Below are 15,460 nucleotides of genomic sequence, written 5' to 3'. Positions count from 1 at the left end.
TGTCAACCCGGACTCCGGGCGACTGTGGATAACTGGGTCATCCGGCCAGCGAACTCATCATGCACATCCAGCGGATGCACACCCATGTGGATAACGTCCCCGCTCGACTGGGCTGAACGGATACGCTCAAGCAGGAAGGACAGGGTGGCGGCGGGGTGCGGCGCCGCCCTCGTGGGGTCCGCAGCTCAGGCGTTGGCTGTGACCCAGTCGAGGAATGTGGCGGTGGTGCGCCAGTCGGTGCGGATCTGGTCGGCGAGGGCCGGGGTGTGGATGATCGGCTCGAAGCCGTAGGACTTGCCCAACGTCATCGACTTGTGCCGGAGCAGCTCGATCCGGGGATGGTCGGCGGTGTAGCCGCGAGGTGTCGTCTTGAGTTTGTCGCCGCCGAGCGTCCAGCCGGCTGCCTGCAACTCGGCCAGCAGCTTCTCGAGCTCCTTGCCCCGCCGGTCCTCGTCGATCGCGGTACGAACCCTCGCGAGCCGATCGGCCGACGCCTCATAGAAGCCGGCACCGACGCGAACCCCAGGCGCGGCCACCTGGACGTAGTACCCGGTGGACGGGCCGAGCGCGATGAAGGCGCCCTGCGCCGTCTTGTACGGCGTCTTGTCCTTGGCGAACCGGACGTCCCGGTACGGCCGGAAGATCTTGGCCGCCCCGAACTCCTCCTCCAGCGTCGCGAGCAACGCCACCATCGGCGCCCGCACAGACTCCTCGTAGACGTGCTTGTTGGCCGTCCAGAACGTCTTACTGTTGTCCATCTCGAGATCGTCGTAGAAGTCCAGCGCCGCCGCCGGGAAACCGGTGAAACTCATCTCGCCACCATAGTTCGCCCGCCGCATCCACCCACCGCCCAGGTCTCGCTCGCGAACCCAGCCGCCGCCTGAGAGTCCATTCGTGCGCCGGCTCTACGCTGGGCCGTATGCGAATCGCGGTCATCGGAGGTACGGGGCACATCGGCAGCTACCTGGTTCCGGAGTTGGTGCAGGCGGGGCATCAGGTCGTCGTGCTCAGCCGCGGCGAGCGTACGCCGTACCGGGCGAGCTCGGCCTGGAATCGGGTCGAACGCGTCCAGGTCGACCGTGATGCCGAGGATGCGGCGGGGACCTTCGGGGAACGGGTTCGCGCGCTCGAGGCCGACGCCGTGGTGGATCTGATCTGCTTCACCGAGGAGAGCGCCCGGCAGTTGGGTGAGGCGCTGCGGGGTCAGGTCCGGCATCTGTTGCACTGCGGGACCATCTGGGTGCACGGACCGAGTGCGCTCGTGCCGACCCCGGAAGAGGCGGTGACGGTTCCCTTCGGCGAGTACGGGATCGCGAAGGCCGCGATCGAGGGCTATCTGCTCGGCAGCGACGGACTGCCCGCAACCGTGATCCGGCCCGGGCACATCACTGGCCCCGGGTGGGCGCCGATCAATCCGGCCGGCCACCTCGACCTCGGCGTCTTCGAAACCCTTGCCAACGGCAACGAACTGGCGCTGCCCAACCTCGGGCTGGAGACGGTGCAACATGTGCACGCGGCCGACGTCGCCGACGTCTTCCTCGCAGCGCTGGCCAATCGGTCGGTGGCGATCGGCGAGAGCTTCCACGCCGTCTCCTCCGGTGCGATGACGCTGCGCGGGTACGCCGAGAGGGTCGCCCGCTGGTTCGGCCAGGAACCGCGGCTGACCTTCCTGCCTTGGGAGGAGTGGCGCAAGACGGTCTCCGACCGCGACGCCGCGATCACCCTCGACCACCTCAGCCACAGCCCCCATTGCTCGATGGACAAGGCCGCCCGCTTGCTCGGCTTCAGACCCTCGTACTCCGCTCTGGCTGCCACCCTGGACGCCGTCGCCTGGCTGGTGGACAACGGCAAACTCACGATCGACGCTGTCCCGATCGGCAGGAGGTAGTCGGTGGATCGATCAGCCGTCACGCTCAGGTAGGCGACCAGCGGGCACGAATTGGGGACTACCTCCTGTCGAGCGGGACGGGTGGCCCGCGGAGTTCGGCGACCAGTTCGCGGAGCGCGGTGCTGCGGGAGAGGGGTGGGGTGGTGAGGTAGCCGATGGTGCGGCGTGGGGCGGTGGGGCCGAGGGGTTCGACGGTGACTTCGGGGGCGCGGTCGGCGGCGGTGGTTTCGGGGACGACGGCCATGCCGAGGCCGTGGGCGACCATCGAGAGCAGGACGGTGTCGTCGGCCACGTTGATGGTGGCTGGGGGCAACCAATCCTGCGCGCGGAACCAGGCTTGGGTTTCGGTCGAGCAGTTCTCGGTCCAGTCGATCAGCGGGAGGGATCGCGGATCGGGGGACCGAGTCGGGTGGATCAGCACGTAGGGCTCGTCGAGGAGTTCGCCGCCGACCAAGCCGGCCGATGCCGGGAGCCGGTGCGGGAGGTTCACGATGGCGAGGTCGGCGCGCCCCTCGACCACCTCGGTCGCCGTACCGCCGCCGACATCCCGCACGATCGACACATCGTACGAAAGTTGTGGATGTCGAGCGGTGAGCCGGGTCAACGCCGGTGGGAGCAGTTGCGCGGCGGCGCTGCGGAAGGCGGCGATCCGCAGACGGGTGTCGAGCTCGCCGCCGGAAGCCGCGCGCGCGTCAGCGCGGAGTACGTCCATCAGGCGGAGTACGCCGCGGCCGTGCAGGACCGCACGCTCGCCCGCCGGGGTCGGGCGGGCGCCGTGCCGGCCGCGGTCGAAGAGGACGGTGCCGAGCTTGCGTTCGGTCATCCGGACCGAGTGCGAAACGGCCGACTGGGTCAGGTCCAGGGTCGCTGCCGCAGCCGAGAAACTGCCGGTACGTTCGACGGCGTCGAGTACCCGTAGTTCGGCGGCGGTGAGATCCACCCCAGCAGCCTAGCCGCTTCCATGAACAGCGCTCATGGAAGCGGCCCGTTGCAACAAGATGCAACTCTGCAAAGCGGCGCGATTCCGGCCCTACGGTGGAACCTCCATCGAGAGAACGGAACCATTCCATGCGCGCCATCCAGGTCAGCCGGTACGGCGGGCCCGAGGTCCTCGAACACGTCGAGGTCCCCGCGCCGGTCCCGGCCGCGGGCGAACTCCTGGTCGAGGTCGACGCCGCCGGAGTGAACTATGCCGACACCCACCGCACCGACGGCTCCTACACGACCATCACCCGGCTGCCCTTCGTCCCCGGCTCCGAGGTCATCGGCCGGACCAGGGACGGTCGTCGTGTCCTCGCCCCGACCTTCGACGGCGGCGGGTACGCCGAGCTGGCCGTCGTACCCGAGGCTGACGCCGTGGATGTCCCCGGCCCGGTCGGTGACGCCGAGGCGCTCGCCCTCCTCGTCCAAGGCCTCACCGCCTGGCACCTCCTCCGCAACAGTGCTCGCTTGTCACGCGGTGAATCTGTCGTGGTGAACGCCGCCGCCGGTGGAGTCGGTACGTTGGCCATCCAGCTCGCCCGGCTGTTCGGCGCCGGCCGGGTGATCGCGGTCGCGTCGACGGACGAGAAACGCAAGCTGGCGCTCTCGCTCGGCGCCGATGTCGCGATCGGCAGCGATCCCGAGGGGTACGCGGGCAGGGTTGTTGCCGCCAACAACGATCAACCGGTCGACGTGATCCTGGAGTCGACCGGTGGCTCGACCTTCAACGCCGCGCTCGGCGCACTCGGAGGCTTCGGCCGGCTGGTCACGTACGGAAACGCCGCCCGCGAAGGCCGGCGCCCGCTACTCGACCCGGCGCTGCTGGCCGACCACAACCTCACCGTCGCCGGCTTCTGGCTCCGTCCCGCGCTCCAGCTTCCCGGTATGTACCGAGAACCCCTCGCCGAACTCTTCAACCTGGTCGCCACCAGCAAACTCGGGCCGGTAGTAGCCGAGTACCCGCTCGCGGAGGCCCGCCAAGCCCACACAGACCTCCTCTCCCGCCGCACCACCGGCAAGCTGGTACTCCCCACCGGCAAGCTGGTACTCCGTCCCTAGTACTTCGGAGGGCCTCAGAGACTGGCGAAGAACGCACGGATGTCGGCGACCAGCAGATCAGGTACTTCGAGCGCGGCGAAGTGACCGCCGCGCGGGTACTCGGTCCAGCGCACGATGTTGTTCGTCCGCTCGGCGATGTGCCGCAACGGAATGAAGTTGTCCTCCGGGAAGTCGGCGAACCCAGTCGGCGCGGTGGACACCGGCAACGGCTGCCCCCAGTAGGCCGCGTGACTGCGCTCGTAATAAATCCGCCCAGCCGACCCCGCCGTCCTGGTGAACCAGTAGAGCGACACGTTGGTGAGCAAGTGATCCCGGTCGATCGCCCCGTCCCCCGACCACTCCTCGAACTTCTCCGCGATCCACGCCAACTGCCCGACCGGCGAATCCGTCAAGGCATAAGCAACCGTCTGCGGCCGCGTCGACTGCAGATCCGCATACCCCTGCGACTCCTTCAACCACCCCTCGAACCGCCGCCACGACGCCACCGTCCGCTCCCGCTCCCGCGGCGACAGCCCCGCCAACTCAGCCTCGGTCGGCTCCGAAGTCGCCCCCGCCCCCGGAATCAAATTCAAGTGCACCCCGATCACCCGCTCGGGATACAGCCGCCCGATCTCCCGAGAGATCCCCGCGCCCCAATCCCCACCCTGTACTCCGAACCGCTCATACCCCAGCCGCGTCATCAACTCAGCAAACGCCCGAGCCACCCGAACCTGCTCCCACCCCGTCTCCGTCGTCGGCCCCGACAAGGTGAACCCAGGAATACTCGGCATCACCAGATGAAACGCCGGCCCACCGCCATACCTCCGCGGATCCGTCAGCGGCCCCACAATCTCCTGAAACTCAACAATCGACCCAGGCCACCCATGCGTGATCAGCAACGGCACCGCATCCACCTCAGCCGACCGCACATGAGCAAAATGCACCCGAGCCCCATCAATAGTGGTCGTGAACTGCTCCCACTCATTGATCCGCGCCTCGGCGGCCCGCCAGTCATATTCATGCCGCCAGTACGCCGCAAGCTCCCGCAGATACTCCCCCGGCACCCCATACGCCCACCCGACGCCAGGCAACTCCTCAGGCCAGCGAGTCAGGTCAAGCCGAGCGTGCAGCTCCTCGAGCTCAGCCTGCGGGACGTCTACCCGAAACGGTTCGATGCTCATGAGAGCAGCCTTCAGTACGGCGTACCGGCCCGCAGCTGAATTAAGCGGTGACGCGGTCGCGGACTACCTTGACGGTTAGGGCGGCGGCTAGGCAGAGGCCGCCGGCTACCAGGATCAGGGTGACCAGGGTGCCTGCGTTGTTCAGGCGGCCGTCGCAGGCCATCGGAGTGATGCCGGCGGCTGGTTGGAAGACCGAGCCGCAGTCGGTGCCGACGGTGGAGACCGAGTGGAAGCCCAGGCCTACGCCGGCCAGTAGGAGGACTACGCCGGCGGCGATCAGGACCTTGTTGAGCGCGGTCATGCCTGCACCGCTGCCTGTTCCGACGGGCATGCCGACGGCACGACCCGACTGCCCCGTTGCACTTCGTTCACTCCTGACTTCGACCGACACCTCTCTGAACTTACGGTCCCGGGGCGCGCTAACCACGCCTGGACTGCCGTCAGCAGCGATTCTTCACACAGTCCTTACTCAGGACATACCTGCACGTGACGATGGTCTCAGAGGGTGCGACAGCCGGTGACACTGGCATCACTGTGCCAGTAACTGGACGACTGTCCAGAACCCGGAACGCGCTCTCCGGATACCGGAGAGCGCATTGCCGGGAGGGGGTCAGAAGCCGCCCGAGGTGGTCCCGCCGCTGCCCGCCGCGGGGGTCGTGAACGAGAGGTTCGGGTCTGGGCCCCACTGGTCGGCGGTCGCCGGATAGTTCGCTTCCTGGCGTTTGATGCACTTCCATTCAACGGTCGTGCTGGGCGGCAGGTTACTGATGGTGCCGGTCCAGGTCGGATATGCGGTCGGCGCCAGCTTGACCGCGCTCGCCACCGACCAGGCCCCGAGCTGCGGCGCGCTGCCGACGACATAGACGGACTGTCCCGTCGTGGTCGTCCCTCCAGAGCAGCTGAAGGTCTTCGAAACGACCGCTTGACCGAGGGTGAAGACGAACGACTTCGCCGTACTGACCGCCAGCGACGCCGACTTGGCGACGACCAGGTTGCCGCCGGCGTTGTACCAACCGCTCGCCGCCGCGTCGAAGGCCGCCTTGTTCGCGTACTGCGTCAGCGCGGCCCCGTTGAGAGTCACACCCGACGCCTGCGTATCAGCCACCACCTCGACCACGTTCTGCCGAGACGACGGTGCCCCGGTGTACGTCCCGGAGGAAGCCGCGATCCCGACCGTCGCCGTGTTCCCCGACCGCGACTGCGTCAGGTCGGTCGTCCGCTTCGCGCCGGTCTGGTACCCGATGGTCGCCCCGTCGTCCTCAGCCAAAGTGAACGACGAGGCGATCGTGTCCGAGTAGACCCGGGCGACCAACTCGTTGCGAGTCGTACCGTCCGCCCGCTTGCCGACCACGTTCATCGTCTGGTCGTCGACGTACATCTTCGGGATGATCGCGCCGGCCCGGGCGTACGCGGGCAGTTGGAACTTGCCGTTGCGCCACAGCGGCACATCGGTCAGGTTCTGCCCAGTGCTGACCGTCTTGGTGTTGGTGTAGTAGTCGAACCAGGTACCAGCCGGCAGGTAGACGTCCCGCTTGCGCTGGTTCGCCCCGGCCGCGACGCCGACCAGCAGGTCCTTGCCGATCAGTTTCTCGTGGCCGACCTCCCGCACGTTCGGGTCGTTCTGGTACTGGTAGACCAGCGGCGGGATGAGCGGTTCGCCGGTCGTGCTGGCCCGGTGCGCGAGCGAGTAGTAGTACGGCGTGAGCTCGTACCGCTGACGCAGGTTGGCCAGGTTGCTCGGTACGTCGCCGATCGAGTCGGGTGACGTCTCGGCGCAGTTGCAGAGGTTCTCGGTGTGCGGCCGGATCGGGACGTCGAACCAGGACGAGTTCGCGAACCACTGGGTGTAGAGCTCGTTCAGATCGCTGTCCAGCATCTCCCGCCGGAAGCCGCCGATGTCGGAGCCGAAGTAGTCGATGCCCGACATGGACATCTGCATCTGGACGTTCTGCTGCGACGCGAGCGCCGTCAGCTTGGAGCCGATGTCGCCGGACCACATCGCGGTTCCGGTGCGCTGGATGCCGCCGGCCGCAGATCGGGCCAGCATGAACGGCCGCTGCTGTACTGCGTTGTCCGTGTATCCCTTCGCAATCCCCTTAGCCCACTCCAGGTTGTAGAGGTTGTGGTAGTCCGAGTGAGCGTGTTTGCCCGCAAGCAGACCGGACGTCCAGTCACCCGCGTCGTACATCTCCGGCTCACCCAGATCGAGCCAATGACCCATCACCCCGTCGTTGATCAGCGGCTGCCGCTGGGTGTTGTGCCATTGCGCGCTCGCGGCCGGCTGAGTCCAGTCGATCATCCCGCCGCGACCCCACCAGTCGTTCCCGGTCAGGTACGCCGGGCTGCAACTCGAACAGCCCGCCCGGATCAGGTAGCCCGACGACGCCATCGACGTGTGCTCGGGCAGGTTCTTGCCGACGTACGACTCCTCGATCGTCATCACGCCGACGCCGTTGGTGTTCTTGTACGCCGCCAGCTTGGTCGCCGCATTGGGGAAGTTGACCGGATCCCACTCCAGCGTGCCCATCCGGGTGTTGTCGGAGCCGGCCGTCACGCCACCGAACCAGTTGACGTCGAGCATCACGCCGTCGGTCGGGAACTTGTTCGCGCGCAGACCGGACAGCGTGGTGTCGATCTCGTTCCAGTTGTCGTAGCCGTACTCCGACATCCACAGGCCGAACGCCTTCTTCGGCGGCACCGGCGGACGCCCGGTCAGCTCGAGATAGTCCTTGCGGAGATCGGGCAGATCGGGTCCGCTCATCACGTACCAGCGCAACTGATCGCCGAAGGTGTCCATCGTCCACGGGTCGCCGGTCAGGTTCCAGTCCTGCTTGTAGACCTGGTCGACGAACATCCCGTAGTTGGTGGTGTTGGCGCCGATCGCGAACAGCACCGGGATCTGCGCGTTGCCGACCGGCCCGTTGTCCGTGTCGTAGAGCATCGCGTTGCCGTACGTACCGCTGGTCCGCTGCCGGCCGACCCAGTCGCCGTCGGCGCTGCCACCCATGAAGAACTGCTCGCCGAGCCCGTACGCGTTCTGCATGGACGACTTGGTGAAGCTCAGCCCCTTCCACGCCTGACTGAGGTTGCGCGGGCAGGTCGTGTTGAGCAGGAGTTGCGGGGTGCGCGCGGTGTCGTAGACGGTCGCGCACAACGTCGTCGTGTTGACATCGACCTTGATCCCCGGCGTCGTCAGCACCCCGCCAACCTGGTTGAGGCTGGTCGGCCCGGGATAGTTCGTCTTGGAGATCTGATCGGTGGTGAAGATCGGCGAGCCGGTACCAGGCCCGGCCCCCGCTCCCATCTCGAAATGCACCAGATCGTCGTCGAGAAACTCCACCACCAAGTAGTTGCCCCCGGCAGTGAACTGCACCCTCTGTACTGCCGCCTGAGCCGCCTGTACCGGCAGCACAACCAGCATCGGCACCAGCAGCACCAACCCCAGCAGCCGCGCGAGCACGCTCGCCCTGCCCCTCATGGTCGCGCCACCGAGATGTTGTCGAGGTTGATGCCGCCCGATCCGTAGACCACCTTCACCACCCGTTTGCCTGCGGTGAGACTGGTAGTCAGCGTGGCCGTCCCCCAGGTGTCCCAGTTGCCGGTGGTCGGCAGGTTGACCGAGCCGACGCTGACACCGTCGACCTGGATCGTCCGGGTCGCCGTGGTCGCCGCGCCGTTGGCGTACCGGAGCTTGATCACGTGGCTGCCGGTGACCGCCGCGTTGGTGTCGACCTGCACGGCATCTCCGGCTGTCTCGAAGCCGTCGACGAAGCCGGTGCCGGTGTATCCGGGGTGATCCGTGTTCACCGTCGTACCGGTGTTGGTCCCGAACTCGGCCTCATAGCCGGCCTTGTCGACGCCGTTCAGCACCACGCTGCGGGTCGCTGCGCTCGAGGTGGTTTTGACCAGCGTGAGCTGCTGCACCGGATCCCAGAACCAGCCCTCAGCGGCGGCTTGCAGAGCAGCCAGCGTCGCGTGGGCGGTCATCGTCGACCCGTCCTTGGTGACGCTGGTCGGCTTGCTCGACGCCACCTGCAGCGTGCTCTTCGTGGCCAGCGGCGGAACGCTCACCGTCACCTGATGACCGGCGAAGTTCTCCGTCGAGGTCACCGTGCGGGTCTGGTTCGCCGAGTCCTCGAAGTATCCATAGCTGGAAGAACCGGACGGGTAGATGCGGAAGGCAAGGTTCGTGTAGGTGTCGACGCTGTTGCCGATGTTGCCGCCCAGCTCGTAGTTCGCGTTCAGGTTGAGCGGGACGATCGCGCCGGCCTTGGCGTAGACGGGTATCGTGCCGGTGTCGGCGTTGTAGACCTTCGTACCGGCACCTTGCGCCCGGCCGCCGTTCCAGAAGTCGTACCACTCACCCGCGGGTAGGTAGACGTTCTTACTGGTCGCGCCCTGGGTCGTGATCGGTGCCACGAGCAACTGGCGACCGAACATGTACTGCTGATCCTGCGCCGCCGCCGTCGTGTCCCCGGGGAAGGCGAGACTCATCGACTGCATCATCGGGAGGCCTGTGGTGGAGGCGTTCTTGGCTTCGGTGTAAAGGTACGGGATCAGGTTCATCCGGGTGTTCGCGAACTTGCGGAACTTCGGGACGACGGTCGAGTCACCGGATCGCGCCTGCACGTTCCAGGGAGTACGAGCCTCCGAGACACCCGGGTTCGACTTCTCCGAGTGGTACTGCATGATCGGCGAGAACGTCGACTGAGCGGCCGCCCGGAGGTAGAGCTCGCTGCTCGGGAACGTCCCGGTGAATCCGGCCATGTCCCACGACCAGAACGGGATGCCCGATGCGCCCGCGCTCTGACCGGCCCGGACCGCCTGCTGGAACGCGTCGAAGGTGGACGCCTGGTCGCCGGCCCAGAAGATCGAGTTGGCCTGCGCTCCCGAAGTACCGCCGCGGCTGAACAAGGTGCCCTGGGCACCCTTCTTGGTGGTGACGAAGTCGTTGTACGCCCGGGTGTACTCGTTCGGGTAGGCGTTGTGCAGCTCGTCGCCCTTGCGACCGGATCCACTCGTCACGTTGCGGCCGAAGACCGCCTCGCTGCCGTCCGTCTTGAGGCCGTCGATGCCGACGTCGTCGAACAGGTAGGAGCGCTTGCTCATCCACCAGTTGGTGGCGGCCGTCTTGGTGAAGTCGGGCACCGTGCTGTTGCCGAACCACTGCCCGGAAGGAATCCGGTACGGGCCGCCCGCGCCATCGCCGAGAACGTAGCCCTGGGCAACGGCATAGTCACGGTCGTTGACGTGTTGCTGGGGTGCGGTCGGCGGGTTGGTGTCGAAGTCCTGCTTCAGCACCGGGATCTGCCAGAGCACCATCTTGACGCCCTGGTTGTGCGCGGCCGTCACCATTGCCTTCGGATCGGTCCATTCACCGCCGGCGGGGAAGGTCAGGTCGGCGTAGGTGAGCGCCTGGTTGCCCGGCTTCGGCGTGTACGTCGCGCCGTGCCACAGGTAGAAGGTCGCCTCGTCGCTCCACTGCTCGAGCACCATCGCGGTGTGCGGGATCTGGTTCGACGTCATGTTGGCGAGCTCGGTGTTGACCTCGGCCTGGGTGTTCCACTCGTTCGCGGAGCCCCAGAGCCCGAACGACCACTTCGGCGGCAGCTTGGGTCGCGCGGTCGTCGCGGTGTACTGGTCGAGCATCTCGGCCCGCGTGCCGGTGAAGAAGTAGTAGTCGACCGTCGAGTTGAAGGCGCCACCGGTGTCTACGGTGAACCCGGCCATGTCAGTGAGGTGGGTGCCGAGGTTGAACACGGAGTACCGGGTGCTGGGCACGTAGATGCCGTAGCCGGCGGTGTTGGTGACGAATGGGACGCTGAGGTACGTACGGGCTGTGGGGCCCTGGTCCTGGTACTGGTTGTAGACGTAGTTGTGGACGTCCTTGCCGCGCTGGTCCAGCGCGTCGTACCGCTCGCCGAGTCCTTCGAAGCGTTCGCCGGCCGGTGAGAGCCAGTGGTCCTCAACCTTCGTCACCGTCGTACTGCCGTCGCTCGCCCAGCCCGTGTTGCGGAAGGTGGCTGGGTCGTACTGCCTGGCGATGAGCGTCGTGCCGTCGCCCTTGTAGACGGCGACCCGGTACGGCGACTTCTGGATCTTGAGCACGACCTTGGTGGTGGCGATCTGGAGGGTGCCCGCGCTGTCGGTCACCGTGTACGCCGATGAGCCCGTGATGTTGAGGCCGCTGCCGGTCGGGGCGACTTGCACGTGGAAGCGGTCGATCGCCGGGAACGCGAACCGCACCTTCGGGGTGAAGCTGCCCGCGGTGTCGCCGGTCGTGACGTCGACGCTGGTGCCGTTGTTGACGAAGCCGGAGACGTTGCCCGTGCCGGAGTACGACGTCACGGCGAAGGAGAACGGGCCGGTGGTCTTCTGGTTGGCGCCGTCGACGTCGGCGTTGACCGTGTAGGTGATCTGGTCACCGCGCGCGAAGGTGCCGAGCGCGACCTTCCAGTACGTGTTGTTGCCGCTGTTGTAGTCGAAGGCACCGCCGATCGGGGTCTGGTTGACGCCGTTCTTGGTCCAGGTGATCCAGACGGTCTGGCCAGACGAGATCGGCCAGGTGGTGGCCTTGATCTGGACCGCCTCACCGGCCATCGGGTCGCGCGGGGCGCGTTCGGTCAGGGCGGTGTTGTAGAGCTCGTCGGCGCCGTACGGGGCGTGGAAGACGCCGGTCAGCGTGCCGGCGAAGGCGGGGGCCGGGGACAACTGGAAGATGACCGCTGCGAGCACCAGGAGCGCAGCAATCCACCGCCTTCGCGGCTTGTTGAGGGCATGGGTCATGGACAGGCCTCACTTCACAAGAAGAAAGAACAGATCAGGCGGAACGTTTGGTCAGCGACGGGCGGTCGGCCTCGTCCGGGCGGAGGTTGGGCTGAAAGAGCTCGCCCAGGAAAAGGCCTGCGGCGCCCTGCGCCCAGGCTTCGTCGTCCCAGTCGTCGACGACCACGTCCAGCTCGCGCTGGAGTCCGTCGAACACAGCATGTTTCAAGGCTTCCTCGAAGCCAGGAAGGAACAGATCGCTCGCCCGCGTACCCTCACCGGCGAGCACGATCAGCTTCGGATTCAGCAGGTTGACGAGATTGCCGACGGCCGTCCCCAGAGTGCGGCCGACTTGATCGAAAACGTCCTTCACAGCCAGGTCCCCGCCGCGAGCAAGCTCGGCGGCCTCCTCGATGGTGGTGCATCCCGCGGCCGCGACGATCGCCGGTTCGCCGATCAGAGCCTCCAAGCAACCACGCCCGCCACAGTCACAAAGCGGGCCATCGGCAACGACCTTCGTATGCCCGAACTCACCCGCGCCACCCCCGGCGCCGCGGTACAGCCGCCCGTCGAGCACCATCCCGAGCCCGACACCACGCCCGATGCTGACCACGGCCACATCGGACACACCCCGTCCGGCCCCGAACCACTGCTCGTTGGCGACCAAGGTGTTGACGTCGTTGTCCACCACCACGGGCAGCCCAGTGCGCTCGGTCAGCAACCCAGCCAAATCGACATCACGCCAATCGGCGTACGTCGCGTGCCGAACAACCCCACTGGCCCGATCGATCACTCCAGCAAGCCCAACGCCGACCCCGTACACGGGTCCGGCCTGGGCCTTCAGCTTTCTGACTACAGCGGCCACAGTCCGTACGACAGTCGCGACGTCGTCCTCACCCAGGCTCGCGGTCGCCCGCTCGACGATCCCCGCATTGAGGTCGGTCAGTACGGCGATCACTCGCGTCTCGGTGACCTTGATGCCGATCACGTACCCCGCGTCCGGCTTCAGCCCGAGCAGCACCGGCCGCCGTCCGCCCCCAGAGGACGCCGTCTCCCGCTCCTCGATCACCCCCGAGCCGATCAGCTCGGCCACGATCTCGGACACCGTCGGCAGGCTCAGCCCGGTCCGCTTGGCCAGCTCCGTCCGCGACACCAGCCCACCGCGCAGCTCCCCCAGCACCAGCGACGAGTTGATCTCCCGGATCAGCTCCTTGCTCCCCACCCGCACCGGCTGCACCCGCCTCACCCGCCTTACTAAGGTCACCGAAGGAAGTCCCCGGAAGCTAACCCGGCCACACCGGCCAGGTCAACAGCTCGGGGACTCCGTCAGTGAGCCGAAGGCGTGGAGAGTTGGGTGAGGATGCTCGCTTCGAGCTCTTGAACACGTCGTACCTGTGGGGTGCCGGTGCCGTACTGGCGCGAGCGGAGGCGAGTGGCATCCGCGGCAACCTGCCGGGCCTGTTCGAGATCCGACCTCCGATGGGTTCCGGCCAGCGCCCTGCCCAGCAACTCCTCCGCGCGACCCGGGTCACTCGCACCGGCGGCCGCCTGGTCGGCGAGTACCCGCAGCAGGATCCAGGTCGCCTCGTCGCAACGCTGCAGGGCGATCAGCGCATGCGCCCGGATCATCTGCCCGTTGAGGGTGCTCTCGTGCAGCGGTCCGAGCACGGTCTCCCGGACCCGAACGACGTCGGTCGCCAGCTGCAGCGCCTGCTCGGCGTCCCCACCGACGTGCCCGCCGTCGACCAGGGCCAGCAGCAGCAACGCCTTGTTGGCCAGGGCAACGATCGTTCGCGGGTGCTCTTCGCCGTATTCGGCGGCCCGCTCGGTGAGTTCCCGTTCGACGATCTGGTCCGCACGGTTCAGGTCGTTCAACTCACCCCGATCACGCAGCGCGACCGCGAGATTCAGTCTTGCCAGCCGGCTCAGCCAGGCGGACGGACCGTCGACTCTCTCCCGGTGAGCGAGTTCTTCCTCGTACAGGCTTATCCCCTCGGGATCACCGGACTTGCGGACGAACTGGGCCCGTACCAGCGAACTGCGGCGGGTCAGATAGGCCTCCGGTCCCAGGCACCGCTCACAGGTCGCGGCGAGCTCAGCGAAGCGGGCCGCTGTCGTGGCGGCGTCGTGGTTCTTCGCCTCGTGATAGATCACCATGTACTTCGCCTCGAGGGTGACCAGCGCCGTGTCGCCGAACTGTCGGCCGGCGGTGCTGCAGATGGCCCGGAGCTCGGGCATGGCGGCCGCCGGATCGACCGGGAGGACGACCCGCAACACCTCCAGCCGGGCCAGTAACGCTTCTTCGGCGGGCGTGAAGGGCCGCGCGCCGGGGGCGGAGCCGCGGGCGGGAATCGTCATATCGCTTCCTCGGATCGGTCGGCGTCGAGTCGGTCCCCGGGAAGGGGCGGCGGTACCAGTCGGACCGCCTGCCCGGGAACCGGGGATCTCTCCTCCCGCAACTGCTGAATGGCGAGCGCGAGCACCCATTGCAGTCGTGGCGAGAGATCCTCGTTGGTGGTGGACCAGATCTGCATCAGGTCCGAGATGGCGCCGATCACCTTCCAGGTCTGCCCTTCCAGGCCGTGCTCGTCAAGGTCGAGTGCGGCGATGGCGGCCCGAACCGACCCGACGGCTCCGACCACCGAGCCCGGCCTGTTCTCGCGCACGACGAAGCCGACGGCCGCACGGACGATGTCGACGCCCAGGACGGTCAGCTCGGCCCGCGGCGCGGGTTGCCCGTGGCTGCGCAGATTGCACCGGACGACCGCCTGGGCCAGCGACTCCGGCAGCGCGACGTCGTCGCGCGCGGCCAGATACCGGTACTCCTCGGCCCAGCGGGCCGAGATCTGCACCAGCGTCTCCAGCCGTTTGCGCGGTCCGAGCCGGAGCCGCTGCGTCTGAGTGATCCAGCCGTCCAGCCAGGGCTGGAAGAACCAGGACTTCGCCTGGTCGATGACCGCCTTGGTCCCGTGCCGTTCGACCTCGATACAGGCCCGCTGAACGGCCGGCCCGAACTGGTTGTAGAAGGCTTGCTGCCCCTTGCCCGAGGTCGCGATCAGCTCCTCCTTCCGCGGGTACCGTTCCTCGGTCCAGGCTGCGGCCGCCTCGTAGAAGGCGATCCGCGTCTCGCGAACCCGTGGGTCCAGTTTCCTGAACTCGTCGATCCACGCCATCAGGTTCATCCTGTCTGCCGATTCCGCCGGCGGTAGGTGGTTTCCGCGAAGTCGTCACGGTCGCGGAATGCGCCGGCCGCCGGTTCCACGAACCCGTCCCACTGCCCTACTGCGTCAACGCCGCCGGCCACGAAGCCGATCGCCACGGACTCGGTGAACTCCGCTCGATGGTCGCGGGATCGCGCGCATTGTCTTGTTCAGACGGACAGGACGTCGAAGGGGTGTGGGATGAAGACCAACAAGCGAGGCCGCCGCCACTGGCCGATCTGCCGGGTCACCGGCAAACAGCGCCTGGACGAACCCAAGGACGTGAAGAACGTTCTGCACGCCGCCAGGACATCGCGAAGCAGAGCGGCCCTGAAAGGTTCACGGTCCGTCAGGAACGTGGTGAGCGGCTACGAATGTGACGCCTGTGGCGGCTACCACCTGACCAG

General features: G+C 67.1%; 11 protein-coding genes. 2 read left to right on the top strand and 9 right to left on the bottom strand.

Translation table 11 applies throughout. The annotated features are described in order from the left end of the window. Window positions 1-185 precede the first annotated feature (185 nt). Window positions 186-812, bottom strand: coding sequence for a DUF2461 domain-containing protein (locus tag AB0M15_RS37760; RefSeq protein ID WP_363830450.1), 627 nt, complete (start codon window positions 810-812; stop codon window positions 186-188). Between the two features lie 107 nt (window positions 813-919). On the opposite strand from AB0M15_RS37760, the gene AB0M15_RS37755 reads away from it, so the two are divergent. Further along, window positions 920-1,888 carry an NAD-dependent epimerase/dehydratase family protein gene (locus AB0M15_RS37755; RefSeq protein WP_363830447.1) on the top strand — a complete coding sequence of 323 codons (969 nt, stop codon included), beginning with the start codon at window positions 920-922 and terminating at the stop codon, window positions 1,886-1,888. A gap of 58 nt (window positions 1,889-1,946) precedes the next feature. On the opposite strand, the gene AB0M15_RS37750 is transcribed toward AB0M15_RS37755, so the two are convergent. Then, window positions 1,947-2,828, bottom strand: coding sequence for a LysR family transcriptional regulator (locus AB0M15_RS37750; protein WP_363830444.1), 882 nt, complete (start codon window positions 2,826-2,828; stop codon window positions 1,947-1,949). A 128-nt stretch (window positions 2,829-2,956) separates the two neighbouring features. On the opposite strand from AB0M15_RS37750, the gene AB0M15_RS37745 reads away from it, so the two are divergent. After that, window positions 2,957-3,928 carry a zinc-binding dehydrogenase gene (locus AB0M15_RS37745; RefSeq protein ID WP_363830440.1) on the top strand — a complete coding sequence of 324 codons (972 nt, stop codon included), beginning with the start codon at window positions 2,957-2,959 and terminating at the stop codon, window positions 3,926-3,928. Between the two features lie 14 nt (window positions 3,929-3,942). On the opposite strand, the gene AB0M15_RS37740 is transcribed toward AB0M15_RS37745, so the two are convergent. The 7 genes from AB0M15_RS37740 to AB0M15_RS37710 all read right to left on the bottom strand — a co-directional run bounded on the left by AB0M15_RS37740 (window position 3,943) and on the right by AB0M15_RS37710 (window position 15,026). Then, the gene (locus AB0M15_RS37740; RefSeq protein WP_363830436.1) at window positions 3,943-5,088 is read right to left on the bottom strand and encodes an epoxide hydrolase family protein; all 1,146 of its coding nucleotides are present in this window, start codon (window positions 5,086-5,088) and stop codon (window positions 3,943-3,945) included. 40 nt (window positions 5,089-5,128) lie between these two features. Beyond that, entirely contained in the window at window positions 5,129-5,389 is a 261-nt protein-coding gene (locus AB0M15_RS37735) for a hypothetical protein (protein ID WP_363830433.1), read from the bottom strand. Between the two features lie 309 nt (window positions 5,390-5,698). After that, entirely contained in the window at window positions 5,699-8,566 is a 2,868-nt protein-coding gene (locus AB0M15_RS37730) for a TIM-barrel domain-containing protein (RefSeq protein ID WP_363830428.1), read from the bottom strand. Further along, window positions 8,563-11,874: a TIM-barrel domain-containing protein gene (locus tag AB0M15_RS37725; protein ID WP_363830424.1), complete on the bottom strand. Its 3,312-nt coding sequence runs from the start codon at window positions 11,872-11,874 to the stop codon at window positions 8,563-8,565. Before AB0M15_RS37725 ends, AB0M15_RS37730 begins: the two co-directional genes overlap by 4 nt. A 34-nt stretch (window positions 11,875-11,908) precedes the next feature. After that, on the bottom strand, window positions 11,909-13,099 hold the full coding sequence (locus tag AB0M15_RS37720; RefSeq protein ID WP_363830421.1) for an ROK family transcriptional regulator: 1,191 nt from the start codon (window positions 13,097-13,099) through the stop codon (window positions 11,909-11,911). 80 nt (window positions 13,100-13,179) lie between these two features. Then, window positions 13,180-14,211, bottom strand: coding sequence for a hypothetical protein (locus tag AB0M15_RS37715; protein WP_363830419.1), 1,032 nt, complete (start codon window positions 14,209-14,211; stop codon window positions 13,180-13,182). Further along, window positions 14,208-15,026: a hypothetical protein gene (locus AB0M15_RS37710; RefSeq protein ID WP_363830416.1), complete on the bottom strand. Its 819-nt coding sequence runs from the start codon at window positions 15,024-15,026 to the stop codon at window positions 14,208-14,210. Before AB0M15_RS37710 ends, AB0M15_RS37715 begins: the two co-directional genes overlap by 4 nt. Window positions 15,027-15,460: the final 434 nt, after the last annotated feature.

It is taken from the genome of Kribbella sp. NPDC051718, assembly GCF_040681515.1.
In the GTDB taxonomy this organism is placed as follows: domain Bacteria; phylum Actinomycetota; class Actinomycetes; order Propionibacteriales; family Kribbellaceae; genus Kribbella.
This window is presented reverse-complemented; position numbering and strand designations above follow the sequence as displayed.

Coding starts and splice junctions, on each gene's coding strand:
- AB0M15_RS37730 (WP_363830428.1), bottom strand. CDS start 8,566: ATGAGGGGCAGGGCGAGCGTGCTCGCGCGGCTGCTGGGGTTGGTGCTG.
- AB0M15_RS37725 (WP_363830424.1), bottom strand. CDS start 11,874: ATGACCCATGCCCTCAACAAGCCGCGAAGGCGGTGGATTGCTGCGCTC.
- AB0M15_RS37760 (WP_363830450.1), bottom strand. CDS start 812: ATGAGTTTCACCGGTTTCCCGGCGGCGGCGCTGGACTTCTACGACGAT.
- AB0M15_RS37710 (WP_363830416.1), bottom strand. CDS start 15,026: ATGGCGTGGATCGACGAGTTCAGGAAACTGGACCCACGGGTTCGCGAG.
- AB0M15_RS37745 (WP_363830440.1), top strand. CDS start 2,957: ATGCGCGCCATCCAGGTCAGCCGGTACGGCGGGCCCGAGGTCCTCGAA.
- AB0M15_RS37735 (WP_363830433.1), bottom strand. CDS start 5,389: ATGACCGCGCTCAACAAGGTCCTGATCGCCGCCGGCGTAGTCCTCCTA.
- AB0M15_RS37715 (WP_363830419.1), bottom strand. CDS start 14,211: ATGACGATTCCCGCCCGCGGCTCCGCCCCCGGCGCGCGGCCCTTCACG.
- AB0M15_RS37755 (WP_363830447.1), top strand. CDS start 920: ATGCGAATCGCGGTCATCGGAGGTACGGGGCACATCGGCAGCTACCTG.
- AB0M15_RS37740 (WP_363830436.1), bottom strand. CDS start 5,088: ATGAGCATCGAACCGTTTCGGGTAGACGTCCCGCAGGCTGAGCTCGAG.